The organism is Photorhabdus africana, assembly GCF_035181445.1.
In the GTDB taxonomy this organism is placed as follows: domain Bacteria; phylum Pseudomonadota; class Gammaproteobacteria; order Enterobacterales; family Enterobacteriaceae; genus Photorhabdus; species Photorhabdus laumondii.
In genome coordinates, this window is record NZ_JAXBVE010000044.1 from 19,554 (window position 1) to 36,278 (window position 16,725).

General features: G+C 45.2%; 17 protein-coding genes. 16 read left to right on the forward strand and 1 reads right to left on the reverse strand.

Annotation, left to right across the window (positions count from 1 at the left end):
- The first annotated feature begins 94 nt into the window (after window positions 1–94).
- The 16 genes from tsaE (at window position 95) to rplI (ending at window position 15,865) form a co-directional block, all read left to right on the forward strand.
- Window positions 95–559: a tRNA (adenosine(37)-N6)-threonylcarbamoyltransferase complex ATPase subunit type 1 TsaE gene (gene tsaE / locus SLS51_RS19250; RefSeq protein ID WP_323840215.1), complete on the forward strand. Its 465-nt coding sequence runs from the start codon at window positions 95–97 to the stop codon at window positions 557–559.
- Window positions 560–573: 14 nt separating this feature from the next.
- Window positions 574–1,857, forward strand: a complete 1,284-nt coding sequence (amiB, locus tag SLS51_RS19255; protein ID WP_323840216.1) for an N-acetylmuramoyl-L-alanine amidase AmiB — start codon at window positions 574–576, stop codon at window positions 1,855–1,857.
- Between the two features lie 9 nt (window positions 1,858–1,866).
- Window positions 1,867–3,762, forward strand: a complete 1,896-nt coding sequence (mutL, locus tag SLS51_RS19260) for a DNA mismatch repair endonuclease MutL (protein ID WP_323840217.1) — start codon at window positions 1,867–1,869, stop codon at window positions 3,760–3,762.
- Complete coding sequence (gene miaA, locus SLS51_RS19265; RefSeq protein ID WP_323840218.1) at window positions 3,755–4,696, forward strand: tRNA (adenosine(37)-N6)-dimethylallyltransferase MiaA; 942 nt, start codon at window positions 3,755–3,757, stop codon at window positions 4,694–4,696. Before mutL ends, miaA begins: the two co-directional genes overlap by 8 nt.
- Window positions 4,697–4,806: 110 nt before the next feature.
- Entirely contained in the window at window positions 4,807–5,115 is a 309-nt protein-coding gene (hfq, locus tag SLS51_RS19270; RefSeq protein WP_323840219.1) for an RNA chaperone Hfq, read from the forward strand.
- 96 nt (window positions 5,116–5,211) lie between these two features.
- A complete protein-coding gene (gene hflX / locus SLS51_RS19275) occupies window positions 5,212–6,492 on the forward strand; it encodes a ribosome rescue GTPase HflX (RefSeq protein WP_323840220.1) in 1,281 nt (426 codons plus the stop codon).
- A 105-nt stretch (window positions 6,493–6,597) separates the two neighbouring features.
- Window positions 6,598–7,818 (forward strand): FtsH protease activity modulator HflK, encoded by a 1,221-nt coding sequence (gene hflK, locus SLS51_RS19280; protein WP_323840221.1) that lies wholly within the window; start codon window positions 6,598–6,600, stop codon window positions 7,816–7,818.
- A 5-nt stretch (window positions 7,819–7,823) separates the two neighbouring features.
- A complete protein-coding gene (gene hflC / locus SLS51_RS19285; RefSeq protein ID WP_323840222.1) occupies window positions 7,824–8,834 on the forward strand; it encodes a protease modulator HflC in 1,011 nt (336 codons plus the stop codon).
- Window positions 8,835–8,981: 147 nt separating this feature from the next.
- Window positions 8,982–10,280: an adenylosuccinate synthase gene (locus SLS51_RS19290; RefSeq protein ID WP_112872310.1), complete on the forward strand. Its 1,299-nt coding sequence runs from the start codon at window positions 8,982–8,984 to the stop codon at window positions 10,278–10,280.
- A gap of 190 nt (window positions 10,281–10,470) precedes the next feature.
- Window positions 10,471–10,896, forward strand: a complete 426-nt coding sequence (gene nsrR, locus SLS51_RS19295) for a nitric oxide-sensing transcriptional repressor NsrR (protein ID WP_011148649.1) — start codon at window positions 10,471–10,473, stop codon at window positions 10,894–10,896.
- 44 nt (window positions 10,897–10,940) lie between these two features.
- Entirely contained in the window at window positions 10,941–13,382 is a 2,442-nt protein-coding gene (gene rnr, locus SLS51_RS19300) for a ribonuclease R (RefSeq protein WP_323840227.1), read from the forward strand.
- 126 nt (window positions 13,383–13,508) lie between these two features.
- Window positions 13,509–14,246 (forward strand): 23S rRNA (guanosine(2251)-2'-O)-methyltransferase RlmB, encoded by a 738-nt coding sequence (gene rlmB / locus SLS51_RS19305; RefSeq protein WP_323840223.1) that lies wholly within the window; start codon window positions 13,509–13,511, stop codon window positions 14,244–14,246.
- A gap of 177 nt (window positions 14,247–14,423) precedes the next feature.
- The gene (rpsF, locus tag SLS51_RS19310; RefSeq protein WP_323840224.1) at window positions 14,424–14,819 is read left to right on the forward strand and encodes a 30S ribosomal protein S6; all 396 of its coding nucleotides are present in this window, start codon (window positions 14,424–14,426) and stop codon (window positions 14,817–14,819) included.
- 5 nt (window positions 14,820–14,824) lie between these two features.
- Window positions 14,825–15,142 (forward strand): primosomal replication protein N, encoded by a 318-nt coding sequence (priB, locus tag SLS51_RS19315; protein ID WP_011148645.1) that lies wholly within the window; start codon window positions 14,825–14,827, stop codon window positions 15,140–15,142.
- A gap of 4 nt (window positions 15,143–15,146) precedes the next feature.
- Window positions 15,147–15,374, forward strand: coding sequence for a 30S ribosomal protein S18 (gene rpsR, locus SLS51_RS19320; protein WP_000135199.1), 228 nt, complete (start codon window positions 15,147–15,149; stop codon window positions 15,372–15,374).
- A gap of 38 nt (window positions 15,375–15,412) precedes the next feature.
- Window positions 15,413–15,865: a 50S ribosomal protein L9 gene (gene rplI / locus SLS51_RS19325; protein WP_323840225.1), complete on the forward strand. Its 453-nt coding sequence runs from the start codon at window positions 15,413–15,415 to the stop codon at window positions 15,863–15,865.
- A 321-nt stretch (window positions 15,866–16,186) separates the two neighbouring features.
- Here the strand turns inward: rplI and SLS51_RS19330 are convergent.
- Window positions 16,187–16,725 (reverse strand): IS982 family transposase (locus SLS51_RS19330; RefSeq protein WP_323840226.1); only part of this gene is annotated, 539 nt, incomplete at its 5' end.

The window sequence follows — 16,725 nt, forward strand, 5'->3', positions numbered from 1 at the left end:
TGAAACTGAGCAGAAGATGTTAAATGTTGATAATAGAAGTGTGTTAGGGTTATCGTTTTAGCTGATGAATTAATAAAACAACAGATATTATTCGATGAAAGAACTTGTTTTATCACTTAAAGATGAAGATGCGACAGTTTCTCTTGGAAGCGCGGTTGCTGCTACCTGTAATAGTGGTAGTGTAATTTATTTATATGGTGATTTGGGTGCCGGTAAGACTACGTTTAGCCGTGGTTTTTTGCAGTCCCTGGGTCATAAAGGGCATGTAAAAAGCCCAACTTATACTTTGGTTGAGCCTTATGCTTTAACACCGAGGTCGGTTTACCATTTCGATCTTTACCGATTGGCAGATCCGGAAGAGCTGGAATTTATGGGAATACGTGATTATTTCCATCAAGATGCCATTTGTCTGGTGGAATGGCCTCAGCGAGGGGAAGGCGTATTACCGGATGCAGATATTGAATTACATTTGAGTTACCAGTCCGAAGGGAGACAGGCACATTTTATTGCTTTGTCTAAATATGGTGAGAGCTTGTTAGATAATTTGAAATATTCATAAGGGATCACCCGACCATGATGTGTCCTTTAGTCGCAAAAATGATAAAGAAATGGCAGATCAGTTTTATGATAATGTGCTGGTTGTTTATTATGATGAGCAGTTTAGTGGTAACAACCGCAACCGCGGCGACTGTATCCAATATTCACGTCAGTAACAGCATAAATGAATCTAAAGTGACAATGGTTTTTTCAGGTGGTCGCCCTAATTACAGTTTTTTTCCATTGCATTCGCCAGAGCGTTTAGTGGTAGATATCCATCAGCCAGAAAAAATTATTGGCTTACCCATGAATCTACTGGGGCAGGATTTAGTGAGGAAAATCCGTTCCAGCCAAGCGCCTGATCGACAAAAAAAACGCATTGTATTTGAACTAAATAATAAAGTTAAAGTCAACTCTATAGTGCAGCAGTCGGATAGTGAATATCGGGTGATTTTTACCCTACGGGCTTCTGGGGTATCTACTGGAAAGCCTGTTTTTAGAGAGAGTTCACAAGCCGCTACAGGTAAGCTATCACTTACTAATAGCAAATTGCAGACGACAAAACCGGCTGCTTTGCAAGCAACTTCTAAAGGCGGTCAGCGGGTAGTTGTCGCTATTGATGCAGGACATGGTGGTCAAGACCCCGGTGCGATTGGGCAACGTGGATTGAAAGAGAAAAATGTGACTATCAGTGTGGCGCGCAAACTTGAAGCATTGTTACGCAATGATCCTATGTTCAAACCCGTTCTGACCCGTAACGGAGACTATTTTATTTCTGTTGCTGGTCGTTCTGAGGTTGCACGTAAACATAGCGCAAATATGCTGATTTCTATTCATGCGGATGCCGCCCCTAATCGCAGTGCGCGTGGTGCTTCTGTTTGGGTGCTGTCAAACAAGCGTGCAAACAGTGAATTGGGTAATTGGCTTGAACAGCATGAGAAACAGTCTGAGTTACTGGGTGGTGCAGGTAATGCTCTGGCAAATGGGGCTGATCCTTATCTAAGCCAGGCGGTGCTGGATTTGCAATTCGGTCACTCCCAACGGGTAGGCTATAACGTTGCAGTACAGGTTTTGAGTGAGTTGCGCAAGGTCGGTTTATTACATAAACGTTCGCCAGAACATGCCAGCTTAGGTGTGTTACGTTCACCAGATATTCCTTCAATTTTGGTGGAAACAGGATTTATCAGTAACTCGGCTGAAGAAGCATCACTGGGTTCTAATGATTTTCAGGATAAGCTAGCAAGTGCTATCCATCGGGGGTTGCGCAACTATTTTCTAGCAAATCCATTACAGGCTGCACCTAAAACAGCCAAGAAGTAAAGGTTAAATATGGCGATCAAGATCTTACCTCCTCAATTAGCAAATCAAATTGCGGCTGGCGAAGTCGTGGAACGACCTGCATCAGTAGTAAAAGAGTTGGTGGAGAATAGCCTTGATGCTGGTGCTAACCGTATTGATATTGAAATTGAGCGGGGTGGAGTAAAACTTATTCGTGTCCGTGATAATGGCTGTGGCATCAACCATCAGGATCTTGCGCTAGCGTTGGCTCGTCATGCTACCAGTAAGATTGCTACCCTTGATGATTTGGAAGCCATTATCAGTATGGGATTTCGTGGAGAGGCGCTGGCGAGTATCAGCTCAGTTTCGCGTCTGACATTAACTTCTCGTACTGAAGAACAGCATGAAGCCTGGCAAGCTTACGCGGAAGGGCGGGATATGGCAGTGACCGTAAAGCCGGCAGCACATCCAGTAGGCAGTACTGTTGAAGTATTGGATCTCTTTTATAACACCCCCGCGCGGCGCAAGTTCCTGCGAACAGAAAAAACGGAATTTGGTCATATTGATGAAGTCGTTAGACGCATTGCGTTGGCGCGTTTGGATGTATTAATCAATTTGCATCATAACGGTAAATTAGTGCGCCAATACCGGCCGGCAAAAGATGAATCACAGTATGAGAGGCGGTTGGCTTCCATTTGTGGTACCGCGTTTGTGCAACGGGCACTTTCTCTTGCTTGGCAGCACGACGATTTATCGATTAAAGGATGGGTTGTTGACCCGATGAATACTGAGGCGAGTGGTGATATTCAATATTGTTATGTCAACGGGCGTATGATGCGTGATCGCTTAATTAATCATGCTATCCGTCAGGCTTATCAAGATTTGCTCCGAGGGGAACAACAGCCTGCTTATGTTTTATATTTGGAGGTTGATCCACATCAAGTGGATGTGAATGTGCATCCTGCGAAGCATGAAGTTCGCTTCCATCAAGCCCGTTTGGTACATGATTTTATCTATCAGGGTGTAACAGCCGTATTGAAACAGCGCGGAAGTGGTGCCGAACTGGATATGGCTTGCTGTGAACCTGCTCCAGCTTGGGAGCCGGAAAACCGGCCATCAGCAGGGGGAAATCATTTTTCCCGTCAAAGCCATGCGACATCTGTGGCAACATCATCACCAAAAGAGGTTTTGTCAAGTAAAGGAAATATGGAGGGTTCTCGCGGTGGTGAAAATCGCCAATATCATGGAGATCATTATCAGAAACGTCAGGGTGAGGTATATCAGAAACTGATGCAGTCTGAACCTGAAGAAAAAAGAGGGCTGTTTCCGGCAAGAACCGCTCCAGTTATGGCAGAAAAGGTCACTTCTGCTCCTGTTCAGGTTAAAAATAGCAATCATAGTTTTGGTAAGATATTGAGTATATATTCACCATGTTATGCTCTGATTGAATCTCCATTGGGAATTGGGTTGTTATCTTTGCCGGTAGCTGAACGCTGGTTAAGACAAGCGCAGTTAACACCAACAGAGCAAGGGCTGAAATCACAGCCATTGTTGATACCGCTGAAACTATCTCTTAGTAAAGAGGAAGCTGGTGCTTTAAATCGTTATAGTGACTTATTGGGCTCTTTTGGTATTGAAGCATCGGTATCTCATGGAAAAGCGACACTATGTGCGGTATCGTTACCATTACGTCAACAAAATCTGCCTAAATTAATTCCTGAGTTGCTAGGTTATTTGGCACAACAGCCATCAGCATCGGCAGAACAGGTTGTAACTTGGCTTGCTCGTCATATCGGCAGTGAGTATGAAACGTGGAACGTTGCTCAGGCGGTACAGTTATTAGCTGATGTTGAGCGTCTTTGCCCACAACTGGTAAAATCTCCACCAGATGGGTTATTACAATTAATTGATTTACAAGCAGTGGTGGCATCTCTTACTCATGAGTGATCAGAAAACTCAACATCTACCAACGGCAATTTTTGTTATGGGTCCGACGGCTTCAGGCAAAACAGCTTTATCTGTCGCTTTACGCCAGCATCTTCCTGTGGAACTGATCAGCGTTGATTCTGCGCTAATTTATCGTGGAATGGATATTGGTACCGCCAAACCAACAACCGAAGAGCAAGCGTTGGCACCTCATCGTTTAATCAATATCTTGGACCCTTCTCAACCTTATTCTGCTGCTGATTTTTGTCACGATGCTTTGAAGGAGATGGCAGAAATTACTGCTTCTGGCCGTATTCCTCTGCTGGTGGGAGGGACGATGCTCTATTTCAAGGCGTTACTTGATGGTTTGTCGCCTTTACCTTCTGCTAATCCGGTTATTCGGGCACAAATAGAACAACAGGCGGCAGAGCAAGGATGGGATGCATTGCATCAGCAACTACAAAAGATTGATCCTGTGGCGGCGTTAAGAATTCATCCTAATGATCCACAGAGACTTTCTCGGGCACTGGAAGTTTTTCTTATTTCAGGTAAAACTCTCACGGAATTGACTAAATTGTCAGGAGAATCGCTGCCTTATCGTGTTCATCAATTTGCTATTGCACCGGCAAAACGTGAGCTCCTTCATCAGCGCATTGAAGCGCGTTTTCATCAAATGCTTGAATCAGGGTTTGAAGAGGAAGTTAAAGCACTTTATGCTCGTCATGATTTACATGTAGATTTACCTTCTATTCGTTGTGTTGGTTATCGTCAGATGTGGTCTTATCTTTCCGGCGAAATTGACTACGATGAAATGATTTATCGTGGTATTTGTGCGACGCGCCAGTTGGCAAAGCGTCAGATAACTTGGCTCAGAGGTTGGAAGTCGGTTCATTGGTTGGATAGTTCTCAACCAGAGCAAGCTTTAAGCACAGTTATGCAGGTTGTTAGTGCATAGGTTTATTGATTGTGTACAATTGATGAGTACCAAAGCGCAATTTTTGAGTAGTTCATTTTTTCGAACCTTTAGGTTCTTAGTTAAAAACAACAAAATAAGGAAAATATAGAATGGCTAAGGGGCAATCTTTGCAAGATCCGTTCCTGAACGCGTTGCGGCGTGAAAGGGTCCCGGTTTCTATTTATTTGGTCAACGGCATCAAATTGCAGGGTCAGATTGAATCTTTTGACCAGTTTGTCATTTTACTGAAAAATACGGTTAGCCAGATGGTTTATAAACATGCCATCTCTACTGTTGTACCTTCCCGCCCAGTTTCTCATCACAGTAGCAGTACGAGTGTAGGGGCGAGCGTAGGTAATTATCATTCTGGTGGCGTTTCTGCTCCGGCAGCACAACAGGAAAGTGATGGTACTGAATAAGTTTGAGAGCAGTAATAGAATGAAGAAAAACATAGGTAGGGGGTTTTACCTATGTTTTTTCCTGTAGTTTTTTACTCAGCCTGAGAGGTCGCACCTTTGTTTGAACGTTATGAAGGCGGCGAACAAGCCGTTGTGGTGCATGTTTTTTTCTCGCAGGATAAAGACACAGATAATCTCAGTGAGTTTGAATCACTGGTAACTTCTGCTGGTGTAGTTCCTGTGCAAATTGTCACGGGGAGCAGGAAAGCCCCTCATCCGAAATATTTTGTTGGAGAAGGTAAGGCGGAAGAGATTGCTGAGGCGGTACAGGCTAGTGGTGCTGATGTTGTGTTGTTTAATCATGCACTCAGTCCTGCACAGGAACGCAATCTTGAGCGGCTCTGTCAGTGTCGAGTTATCGACCGCACCGGCGTGATTCTGGATATTTTTGCCCAACGGGCGCGGACTCACGAAGGGAAGTTACAGGTAGAGTTGGCGCAGTTACGTCATCTTTCTACCCGTCTTGTCCGGGGATGGACTCACCTTGAACGTCAGAAAGGTGGGATTGGTTTGAGAGGGCCAGGGGAAACGCAGCTTGAGACGGACCGGCGTTTATTACGGGATAAAATCCGTCAGATCCTGAGTCGTCTGAACCGGGTTGAGAAACAGCGAGAACAGGGGCGTCAAGCGCGAAATAAAGCGGATATACCGACGGTTTCACTGGTGGGATATACCAACGCCGGTAAATCGAGTTTATTTAACCGTATGACGGCTGCTGAGGTTTATGCGGCTGATCAATTGTTTGCTACGCTGGACCCAACGTTGCGACGGATTGAAGTTAATGATGTTGGTACGGTGGTACTGGCTGATACGGTTGGCTTTATCCGTCATTTGCCTCATGATTTGGTAGCGGCATTTAAAGCGACATTGCAAGAAACCCGGCAAGCAACATTGTTGCTGCATATCGTTGATGCTGCGGATAGCCGCATCGACGAAAATATTGCCGCTGTTGACAGCGTACTGGAAGAAATTGAAGCGCATGAAATTCCGGTACTGTTGGTGATGAATAAGATTGATATGCTGGACGGCTTCACGCCGCGTATTGATCGCAACGAAGATAACTTACCGGTTAGAGTTTGGCTGTCTGCGCAAACCGGTGAAGGTATCCCGTTATTGTTACAAGCGTTAACGGAGCGTCTTTCGGGTGAAATTGCACACTACGAATTGCGTTTGCCACCGGAAGCAGGTCGTTTACGCAGCCGCTTCTATCAACTGCAAGCAATAGAGAAAGAGTGGATAGAAGAGGACGGTAAAGTTGGTATCGAAGTGAGAATGCCGATTGTTGACTGGCGCCGTCTATGCAAACAAGAACAGGATTTGTTTGATTATGTTGTCTGATGTGCCTGTCAGGTGAATATCAGAAAACTTATGTGATTGAGAGTCGGCTTGTTGATAAGAGGCTCTTGGCCTGAAAAACCAATCATAAAAGAATGGAGCTAAAACATGGCGTGGAATCAGCCCGGGAACAACGGACAAGACCGCGACCCGTGGGGAAGCAGCAATAAAAGCGGCAATTCCGGCGGGAACAAAAATGGTCGAAACCGTGGGGCATCTGATCTCGACGATCTGTTCCGTAAGCTGAGCAGTAAACTCGGGGGTTTTGGTGGGAACAAGGGCGGTAATGGTTCTGACCAAGGGGCAAAATTTGGCGGGCGTATTGTTAGCCTTGTCGCTGTTGCTGTCGTCGTGGTCTGGGCCGCTAGTGGTTTTTATACGATCAAAGAGACAGAACGTGGTGTTGTTACCCGTTTGGGTAAACTTAGCCATATTGTGCAGCCAGGTTTGAACTGGAAACCCACATTCATTGATGACGTTGTTCCAGTTAACGTGGAATCTGTTCGTGAATTGGCAACCTCTGGCGTGATGCTGACATCAGATGAAAGCGTTGTTCGCGTGGAGATGAACGTGCAGTATCGGGTGACTGATCCTGCCGCTTATCTTTATAGCGTGACAAGTCCTGATAACAGCCTGCGTCAAGCGACAGATAGCGCGGTACGTGGTGTTGTTGGTAAATATACGATGGATAAAATCTTGACGGCAAACCGTATGATTGTCCGTGATGATACTCAGCGTGAATTGGAAAAGACGATTCTTCCGTACCGCATGGGAATAACTTTGTTGGATGTTAACTTCCAGGCTGCTCGTCCGCCAGAAGAAGTCAAGGCTGCTTTTGACGATGTTATTGCTGCACGTGAGAATGAACAGCAGTCTATTCGTGAAGCGGAGGCTTATTCGAACGAAGTCTTGCCACGTGCGAAAGGTGATGCGCAACGTATCATTGAAGAGGCGAAAGCTTATAAGGCTCGTGTAGTATTGGAAGCGCAGGGGGAAGTGGCGGGCTTTGCCAAAATGCTGCCTAGGTATAAAGAGGCGCCTGAGATTACCCGTGAACGTCTGTACATTGAAACGATGGAAAAAGTATTGAGCCGTACTCGCAAAGTTATTGTTAATGATCACAATAACAATTTGTTGGTATTACCATTAGAACAAATGTTACGTGGCGATGTTTCTGGTGTTAAAAAAGAGGGAACAGTGCAATCAGATAATACGGTAGCTTCTGACCTGCGGGTTACCCGCCCAACTGTGCCTTCAAATTCAGGCCGGGGAGCGAATTATAACCGAACAGATAATCTGCGTAATGACGTTATCAGGGTAGGGAGATAATAATCATGCGTAAATCATTAGTCGTTGTTATTGTCGCGGTATTAGTTGCACTCTATGCCTCTCTATTTATTGTGCAGGAAGGACAGCGTGGTATTGTACTGCGCTTTGGTAAGGTTCTGCGTGATGCGGGAAATAAACCGATTGTTTATGAGCCGGGGTTGCATTTTAAAATACCTTTTGTTGAAACGGTGAAAACACTGGATGCTCGTATCCAGACTATGGATATTCAAGCCGACCGTTTCTTGACCAGTGAAAATAAGGACCTGATAGTTGATTCTTACCTGAAATGGCGGATTAACGATTTCAGCCGTTATTATCTGGCGACCGGCAATGGTGATATTTCTCAAGCAGAAGTATTGTTAAAACGTAAATTCAGTGACCGCCTGCGTTCTGAGATTGGCCGTAAGGATGTTCGTGGTATCGTAACGGATTCCCGTGGTCAATTGACCACAGATGTTCGTGATGCGCTGAACAAAGGTACAACGGATAAAGAAACAGCGAGTACAACTGAAGCGGATGACGCTATTGCATCGGTGGCGGCTCGTGTAGAGCAAGAAACGGCAGATAAACAGCTTGCTATCAATCCGAACAGTATGGCGGCATTGGGTATTGAAGTTGTTGATGTGCGTATCAAACAAATCAATTTACCACTGGAAGTTTCAGAAGCGATTTACCAGCGTATGCGTGCTGAGCGTGAAGCGGTAGCTCGTCGTCATCGTTCACAAGGTTTGGAAGAAGCAGAAAAGCTGCGTGCAGCAGCAGATAAGCAAGTTATTGAAATCCGTGCAAAAGCGGAGCGTGAAGCGCTTACATCGCGTGGTGCTGGTGATGCGGACGCTGCTAAACTGTTTGCTGATGCGTTCAGTCAAGCGCCAGATTTCTATACCTTTATCCGTAGCTTACGTGCTTACGAGAAAAGCTTTAGTGAAGACGGGAAAGATGTTCTGGTGTTAAGCCCAGAAGCTGATTTCTTCCGCTATATGAAAGCACCTGAAAAGCGTGCAGTTCAGCACTAATGAGTTTTGAACCACTCAGTAAGGCCCGCATCAGGCGGGCCTTGTCATGTCTGGCGGCTAACAAAAATAACGGATGTGATAAAAATTACTGAAAGGTGTGGGATGAGATGTTAGAATCCATTTTTAAGCAACCGAGTGAATTTTGAAATGGGTAAGAACGTTGTCGTATTGGGCACCCAATGGGGTGACGAGGGCAAGGGCAAGATCGTCGACTTGCTGACTGAACGAGCTAAGTATGTTGTTCGTTATCAAGGGGGCCATAATGCTGGTCATACACTGGTTATCAACGGTGAAAAAACCGTTCTCCACTTAATCCCATCAGGGATCCTGCGTGAAAATGTTATCAGTATTATTGCAAATGGCGTCGTATTAGCGCCTGATGCGCTGATGAAAGAGATGAACGCATTAGAATCCCGTGGTATTCCTGTTCGCGAGCGTCTACTCATTTCAGAAGCCTGTCCACTTATTCTTCCATACCATGTTGCATTAGATAATGCCCGCGAGAAAGCGCGTGGTGCAAAAGCAATCGGTACAACCGGTCGTGGTATTGGTCCTGCGTATGAAGATAAAGTTGCTCGTCGTGGTCTGCGGGTTGGTGATTTATTTGATAAGGAAGCATTCGCCGTTAAGCTGAAAGAAATTATCGAATATCACAATTTCCAACTGGTTAACTACTACAAAGAACCGGCGGTTGATTACCAGAAGACCCTAGATGAAATCATGGCTGTTGCCGATATTTTGACGGATATGGTCGTCGACGTTTCTGATTTGTTGTATAAAGCAACTCAGAAAGGTGAATTGGTTATGTTCGAAGGTGCACAGGGCACATTGTTGGATATTGACCACGGTACTTACCCATATGTGACCTCTTCCAACACTACCGCGGGTGGCGTTGCAACAGGTTCCGGTTTAGGTCCGTGCTATGTTGATTATGTTTTGGGGATCATCAAAGCATACTCTACTCGTGTCGGCGCTGGTCCATTCCCAACTGAACTGTTTGATGAAACTGGCAGTTACTTGCGCGAAAAAGGCCAAGAGTTTGGCGCGACTACGGGGCGTAGCCGCCGTACTGGTTGGCTGGATATCATTGCCATCCGTCGTGCAGTACAGATCAATTCATTGTCAGGTTTCTGTATGACCAAACTGGACGTGCTGGATGGCTTGAAAGAAGTAAAAATCTGTACTGGTTACCGTATGCCTGATGGCAGTGTAATTGAAACGACACCTCTGGCAGCGGATGATTGGGAAGGTATTGAACCTGTTTATGAGACCATGCCTGGCTGGAATGAAAGCACTTTCGGTGTGAAAGAGCATAGAAAATTGCCTCAGGCGGCATTGAACTATATCAAACGTGTAGAAGAGCTGACCGGTGTTCCGGTTGATATTATTTCTACAGGCCCGGATCGTTCAGAAACTATCATTCTGCGTGATCCGTTTGATGCCTGATGGTACCTATAATCAGGTAAAGCCGGGCTTTTCAGCCCGGTTTTTTGTTATTTATTGTGGCCTTTTTTGTTTAACGATGAGGAGATCAACATGATTTTAGTAGATTCATGGTATATAAGTTGAACAAATACTTATTTTTTCAGTTTGTTCTCGGATATATTAGTTTATATCTTATTATCCAGAGGTTGATGTGCAGTTAACGAGTTTTACAGATTATGGCTTGCGCGCGCTAATTTATATGGCTTCTTTACCGCAAAGCCGGATGACCAGTATTTCTGAAGTCACTGATATTTATGGTGTTTCTCGTAACCACATGGTAAAAATCATTAACCAATTGAGTCATTTAGGATTAGTGGATGCTGTTCGTGGTAAAAACGGCGGTATCCGTTTAGGTAAGCCAGCGAAGGATATCAGAATTGGCGATGTCGTTCGCGCTCTTGAGCCATTATCATTGGTTAACTGTAGTCAGGAATCTTGCCATATCACTTCTGCGTGTCGTCTGAAGGTTGTATTAAATCAGGCAATAGAAAGGTTTTTAGAAGAACTGGATAAGCATACTTTAGCTGATATGATTGAAGATAATATCCCCCTTTACAAGCTGCTTCTGACCGAATGAAGAAATGGCGCAAACAGCCTGCTGATGACAACGGAGGAACAGCGATGTCACAAGATCCTTTTTTGGGGCGCGAAGCAGAAAAATACGAGTCACCCATTCCAAGCCGCGAGTACATCTTAGACATTATTGCTAAACATACTGTACCGGTAAGTCGCCAGGAACTGGCGCAAGAGCTGAATCTGATTAACGATGAAGATATTGAAGCATTACGTCGTCGTTTACGGGCTATGGAACGTGATGGTCAATTGGTTTTCACTCGTCGCCAATGTTATGCCTTGCCGGAAAGATTGGATTTACTGAAAGGTACTGTTATTGGGCATAGAGATGGTTATGGTTTCCTACGAGTAGAAGGTCACAAAGACGATTTTTATCTCTCTGCCGAGCAGTTAAAAATGGCTATTCATGGTGATGTTGTGCTGGCACAACCATTGTCCCTGAATCGCAAAGGGCGTAATGAAGCACGTATCGTTCGTGTATTGGTGCCTAAGACCAGTCAGATTGTTGGCCGCTATTTTCTTGATTCTGGTATGGGATTTGTTGTGCCGGATGATAGCCGTTTAAGCTTTGATATCTTGATCCCGAAAGATGAAAGCGGTGGTGCTCGCATGGGGAATGTGGTGGTAGTCGAGTTAATGACACGCCCGGCGCGCCGCACAAAAGCTATCGGTAAGATTGTTGAAGTGTTGGGTGAAAAGATGGGAACGAACATGGCAGTGGAAATTGCCCTGCGTACTCATGAAATTCCCCACAGTTGGCCGCCACAGGTGGAAAACCAGGTTGCTTCCTTGGATGAGCAGGTACCAGAATCTGCGAAAAAAGACCGTGTTGATCTGCGTACTCTGCCGTTGGTGACAATCGATGGTGAAGATGCCCGTGATTTTGATGATGCCGTTTATTGTGAAAGGAAGCGAAGTGGTGGTTGGCGTTTATGGGTTGCCATTGCTGATGTCAGTTACTATGTGCGCCCACAAACGGTGTTAGATGCCGAAGCACGTAACCGGAGTAACTCGGTTTACTTCCCATCTCAGGTTGTCCCCATGTTGCCGGAGGTGCTTTCTAATGGCCTCTGTTCTCTGAACCCGCAGGTTGATCGCCTTTGTATGGTGTGTGAGATGACGATTTCAGCGCAGGGGCGATTATCATCCTATAAATTTTACGAAGCCGTCATGAATTCTCATGCCCGTCTGACATATACCAAAGTATGGCGAATGTTGCAGGGTGATGAGGAGCTGCGTGAGCACTACAAGCCACTAGTTCAGCATATTGAGCATTTACATGAATTATATCAGGCATTAGAAAATGCCCGTGAGCAACGTGGTGCAATCTCGTTCGAGTCAGAAGAGGCGAAGTTTATCTTTAATGCTGAACGTCGTATCGAGCGAATTGAACCGATTGTTCGCAATGATGCTCATAAATTGATTGAAGAATGCATGATTCTGGCGAATATTGCGGCGGCGCGCTTCGTGGAAAAAAATGGGGAGCCGGTGCTTTATCGTATTCATGATCGGCCAAAAGAAGAGAGTATTGTTAACTTGCGCTCGGTTTTCGGCGAATTGGGATTGACGCTGCCCGGAGGCATGCAACCAACACCAAAGGATTATGCGCAACTGATGCATCAAGTGGCTGAACGCCCGGATCATGAGCTACTGCAAACCCTATTACTGCGTTCAATGAAACAGGCAATTTATGATCCGGAAAACCGGGGTCACTTCGGTCTGTCATTAAATTCTTATGCGCATTTTACCTCACCTATCCGCCGTTACCCGGATCTGGTGTTGCATCGGGCGATTAAATATCTGCTAGCGAAACAGCAAGGCATTGTTGAGCAATGTGGAACACCGACTGGGGGATGGCACAGTGATATGGAACAGATGTTGCAACTGGGCCAACACTGCTCTATGACAGAGCGCCGCGCAGATGAAGCGACGAGAGACGTCGCCGATTGGCTTAAGTGTGATTTTATGCAGGATCAGGTGGGCAATACTTTTACTGGGATCATCACGAGTGTGACAGGTTTTGGTTTCTTTGTTCGCTTGAATGAGCTGTTTATTGACGGCTTGGTACATGTTTCCACATTGAGTAATGATTATTATCATTTCGATAATATCGGTCAGCGTTTAGTGGGTGAATACTCGGGTAAAACTTTCCGGTTAGGGGATGAAGTTGAAATTCGTGTGGAAGCGGTTCATATGGATGAACGTAATATTGACTTTAAGCTGCTTTCTACCACCCGCAAAGCCCGGAATGTAGGTAAAACAGCGCGCGATAAAGAGAGAAAAGTAGAACTTGGCCGCGAAAGCAGTAAGAAAAAAGGGCGTGGTTATCGCAAAGAAGCTCATTTTGAGCCTGATGGTGCTGTTCGTAAAGAGCGATCTGCGGATAAGCCTAAAGGGGATAAGAAAAAGGGTAAGACGCTTTCTACCAAAACTCAGAAAATTGCCGCTAAATTCAAAGCCAAACGGGCTAAGAAAAGCGCAGATAAATAATCAAAGGGCTATCCTATTTCAGGATAGCGTAAATATTTTAATCTCCCCCTGAGTACGTGAAGCTTATCGAATAGGCTCACGTATTCGTCAGTGCTGTATATGTATAACAGTGAAAATAAGAAGATTATGAGTGAAATTGTCTACGGTATTCATGCCGTTAAAGCTTTACTGGAGCGCGATCCTCAGCGTTTTATCGAAGTTTATATCCTGAAAGGACGTGAAGATCGCCGTCTGACACCATTGATTCATGCGCTGGAAAGTATCGGGATGACTATCCAACTGGCAAATCGTCAGTGGCTGGATAATCAAACGGAAGGTGCAGTGCATCAGGGGATTATTGCCAAAGTGAAGCCAGGGCGTCAGTACCAAGAAAACGACCTACCAGATTTACTGGCACAAGCAGAAACCCCTTTCTTGTTGGTGCTTGATGGTGTGACAGATCCCCATAATCTGGGTGCTTGTTTGCGTAGTGCTGATGCAGCAGGTGTACATGCTGTTATTATTCCACGTGATCGTTCTGCTCAGCTTAATGCCACGGCGAAGAAAGTGGCATGTGGTGCTGCGGAAAGCGTACCACTTATTCGAGTCACCAACCTGGCTCGTACCTTGCGTTTATTGCAAGAGTACAATATCTGGGTGGTGGGTACAGCAGGAGAAGCAGACCATACGCTGTATCAGAGCAAACTAACCGGTCCTATGGCACTGGTGATGGGAGCGGAAGGGGAAGGTATGCGTCGTCTGACTCGTGAACACTGTGATGAATTGATTAGCATCCCAATGGCAGGTTCTGTCTCATCGTTGAATGTGTCTGTTGCTACGGGAGTTTGCCTATTTGAGGCGGTGCGTCAGCGCGGCTCGTTATAACTCATTTATCCCACATATGAACAAAAGTGTTTTTGTATTGTTCATTCCTTGAGTTTTTTATGTAGGGTAGGTATAGTTACGCGTCAATTTTTCAGCCGCACTTAAACAAGTTCCTTGCCTCCACGGGCCGCGGTTGACCCTGACAGGAGGCTGAATAATCCGTAAGGAGCAATTCTAATGCGTCATTACGAAATCGTTTTTATGGTCCATCCTGACCAAAGCGAACAGGTTCCGGGCATGATTGAGCGTTACAGTGCGATTATCACTAACGCGCAAGGTCAGATTCACCGTCTGGAAGACTGGGGCCGCCGTCAACTGGCTTACCCAATCAACAAACTGCACAAAGCTCATTATGTTCTGATGAACGTTGAAGCACCGCAGGAAGTGATTGATGAGCTGGAAACTAACTTCCGCTTCAACGATGCCGTTATCCGCAGCATGATTATGCGCGTTAAGCACGCGGTAACTGAAGCATCTCCAATGGTTAAAGCCAAAGATGAACGTCGCAGCCGTGACTACTCTCTGGAAGACGCCAATATGGATGCTGAAGAAGCTGGGGATTCTGAAGAGTAATAACTGTGACAACTAATCGTTTGGTGCTTTCTGGCACAGTGTGCAAGGTCCCCATTCGAAAAGTCAGTCCTGCCGGCATTCCTCATTGTCAATTTGTGCTTGAGCACCGTTCACAGCAACAGGAAGCCGGTCTGAGCAGGCAAGCATGGTGCAGAATGCCCGTTATTGCCAGCGGACAATTGTTACAAGTTTTAACTCACAGTATAACGGTCGGCAGTCGATTAACCGTTTCAGGATTCATTAGTTGCCATCAAGGTCGCAATGGTCTTAACAAACTGGTTCTTCATGCCGAGCAGATTGAATTGATAGATTCTGGAGACTAGCCAAATGGCACGTTATTTCCGTCGTCGCAAGTTCTGCCGTTTCACAGCGGAAGGCGTTCAAGAGATTGATTATAAAGACATCGCTACGCTGAAAAACTACATCACCGAGAGCGGTAAAATTGTACCAAGCCGTATCACTGGCACCCGTGCAAAATATCAGCGTCAGCTCGCTCGTGCTATCAAGCGCGCGCGCTACCTGTCTTTGTTGCCTTACACTGATCGTCATCAGTAATCGGCACAGTCCATTAACGACTCTGAGAGGATAAGGTAATGCAAATTATTCTGCTTGATAAAGTAGCAAACCTGGGTAGCCTGGGTGATCAAGTTAACGTTAAACCGGGTTATGCCCGTAACTACTTAGTACCACAGGGCAAAGCTGTTCCTGCAACTAAGAAAAACATCGAATTCTTCGAAGCTCGCCGTGCTGAACTGGAAGCTAACCTGGCTAACGTTCAGGCAACAGCAGAAGCTCGCGCTGAGAAAATCAATGCATTGGGTTCCGTTACTATCGCTTCTAAAGCAGGTGACGAAGGTAAACTGTTTGGTTCTGTCGGTACTCGTGATATCGCTGATGCAGTTACCGCCGCGGGCGTTGAAGTTTCTAAGAGCGAAGTGCGTTTGCCTAATGGCGTTCTGCGTACTACTGGTGAACACGAAGTTAACTTCCAGGTACACAGCGATGTATTCGCTAAATTGAACGTTAACATTGTTGCTGAAGCTTAATCTCTGATTAACTGATGCTAACAAGTAAAAAACGCTGGCGATGCCGGCGTTTCTTATTGCCTCAACTTACTATTCTTTTGACAGCCTATAAGGTTTTTGCCGGTAATGCCCAGTAACTGAGCATTAATCTGATTTATTTTACATTTACTACCTTATTTGTCGTTTATAGCATCATAGTTTTTCTTGTCTATTCTTCTGTAATGTTATCTTTTGGCCGGTTTTTATTATTATTGATTTTGCGTTTTTATATTGAAAATATTATTCATTATTAGATTATTATCTATAAATAATCTAATTCGTATTTTTTATTATTAGATAACCTCAGCTTCGTTTAAAAATAGCGATATCACAATCCCGTAAATTCAGGCTCGGTTTTTTAGGTTGGAATGTATAAGCAATTAAGCCCGCGACGATTTCCAATAAAAAACCGAGCTGACTGCGGTGTCTTGAATGCTCTATCTGCGAGATATTTTTGAGCTGATCCACGACCGTTTCTATCAAAAATCGCCTTCTTAACATCAGTTTATCCCAGAGAGATAACGCTTTTGCCTTCATGTTACTACGGACATGAGTGATTAACGTTATTCCTTCTGCTTCCAGTTCATCGCACAAAGCCTGTGACAAATACCCTTTATCGCCATACAAACACCCTGTTAACCCTTGTACCAGTGCTTTGACGGGATGACGATCATCTTTATTTCCTGAGGTCAACTTAACCGCCAAAAGTTCACCACAATCATTGATAACCAGATGAAGTTTAAAGCCATAAAACCAGCCAGTACTCGTTTTCCCTCGCTGTGCGACGCCCTGAAATACGCGATGACGGGGAATACGGAGATTGTGGCAAACGGCAATTTTAG

What these genes read in the sequence shown, in the direction of transcription:
- rpsF (WP_323840224.1), top strand. Translation starts at nt 14,424, where the DNA reads ATGCGTCATTACGAAATCGTTTTTATGGTCCATCCTGACCAAAGCGAA.
- rplI (WP_323840225.1), top strand. Translation starts at nt 15,413, where the DNA reads ATGCAAATTATTCTGCTTGATAAAGTAGCAAACCTGGGTAGCCTGGGT.
- rpsR (WP_000135199.1), top strand. Translation starts at nt 15,147, where the DNA reads ATGGCACGTTATTTCCGTCGTCGCAAGTTCTGCCGTTTCACAGCGGAA.
- mutL (WP_323840217.1), top strand. Translation starts at nt 1,867, where the DNA reads ATGGCGATCAAGATCTTACCTCCTCAATTAGCAAATCAAATTGCGGCT.
- rlmB (WP_323840223.1), top strand. Translation starts at nt 13,509, where the DNA reads ATGAGTGAAATTGTCTACGGTATTCATGCCGTTAAAGCTTTACTGGAG.
- hflC (WP_323840222.1), top strand. Translation starts at nt 7,824, where the DNA reads ATGCGTAAATCATTAGTCGTTGTTATTGTCGCGGTATTAGTTGCACTC.
- amiB (WP_323840216.1), top strand. Translation starts at nt 574, where the DNA reads ATGATGTGTCCTTTAGTCGCAAAAATGATAAAGAAATGGCAGATCAGT.
- hflK (WP_323840221.1), top strand. Translation starts at nt 6,598, where the DNA reads ATGGCGTGGAATCAGCCCGGGAACAACGGACAAGACCGCGACCCGTGG.
- tsaE (WP_323840215.1), top strand. Translation starts at nt 95, where the DNA reads ATGAAAGAACTTGTTTTATCACTTAAAGATGAAGATGCGACAGTTTCT.
- rnr (WP_323840227.1), top strand. Translation starts at nt 10,941, where the DNA reads ATGTCACAAGATCCTTTTTTGGGGCGCGAAGCAGAAAAATACGAGTCA.
- miaA (WP_323840218.1), top strand. Translation starts at nt 3,755, where the DNA reads ATGAGTGATCAGAAAACTCAACATCTACCAACGGCAATTTTTGTTATG.
- hfq (WP_323840219.1), top strand. Translation starts at nt 4,807, where the DNA reads ATGGCTAAGGGGCAATCTTTGCAAGATCCGTTCCTGAACGCGTTGCGG.
- SLS51_RS19290 (WP_112872310.1), top strand. Translation starts at nt 8,982, where the DNA reads ATGGGTAAGAACGTTGTCGTATTGGGCACCCAATGGGGTGACGAGGGC.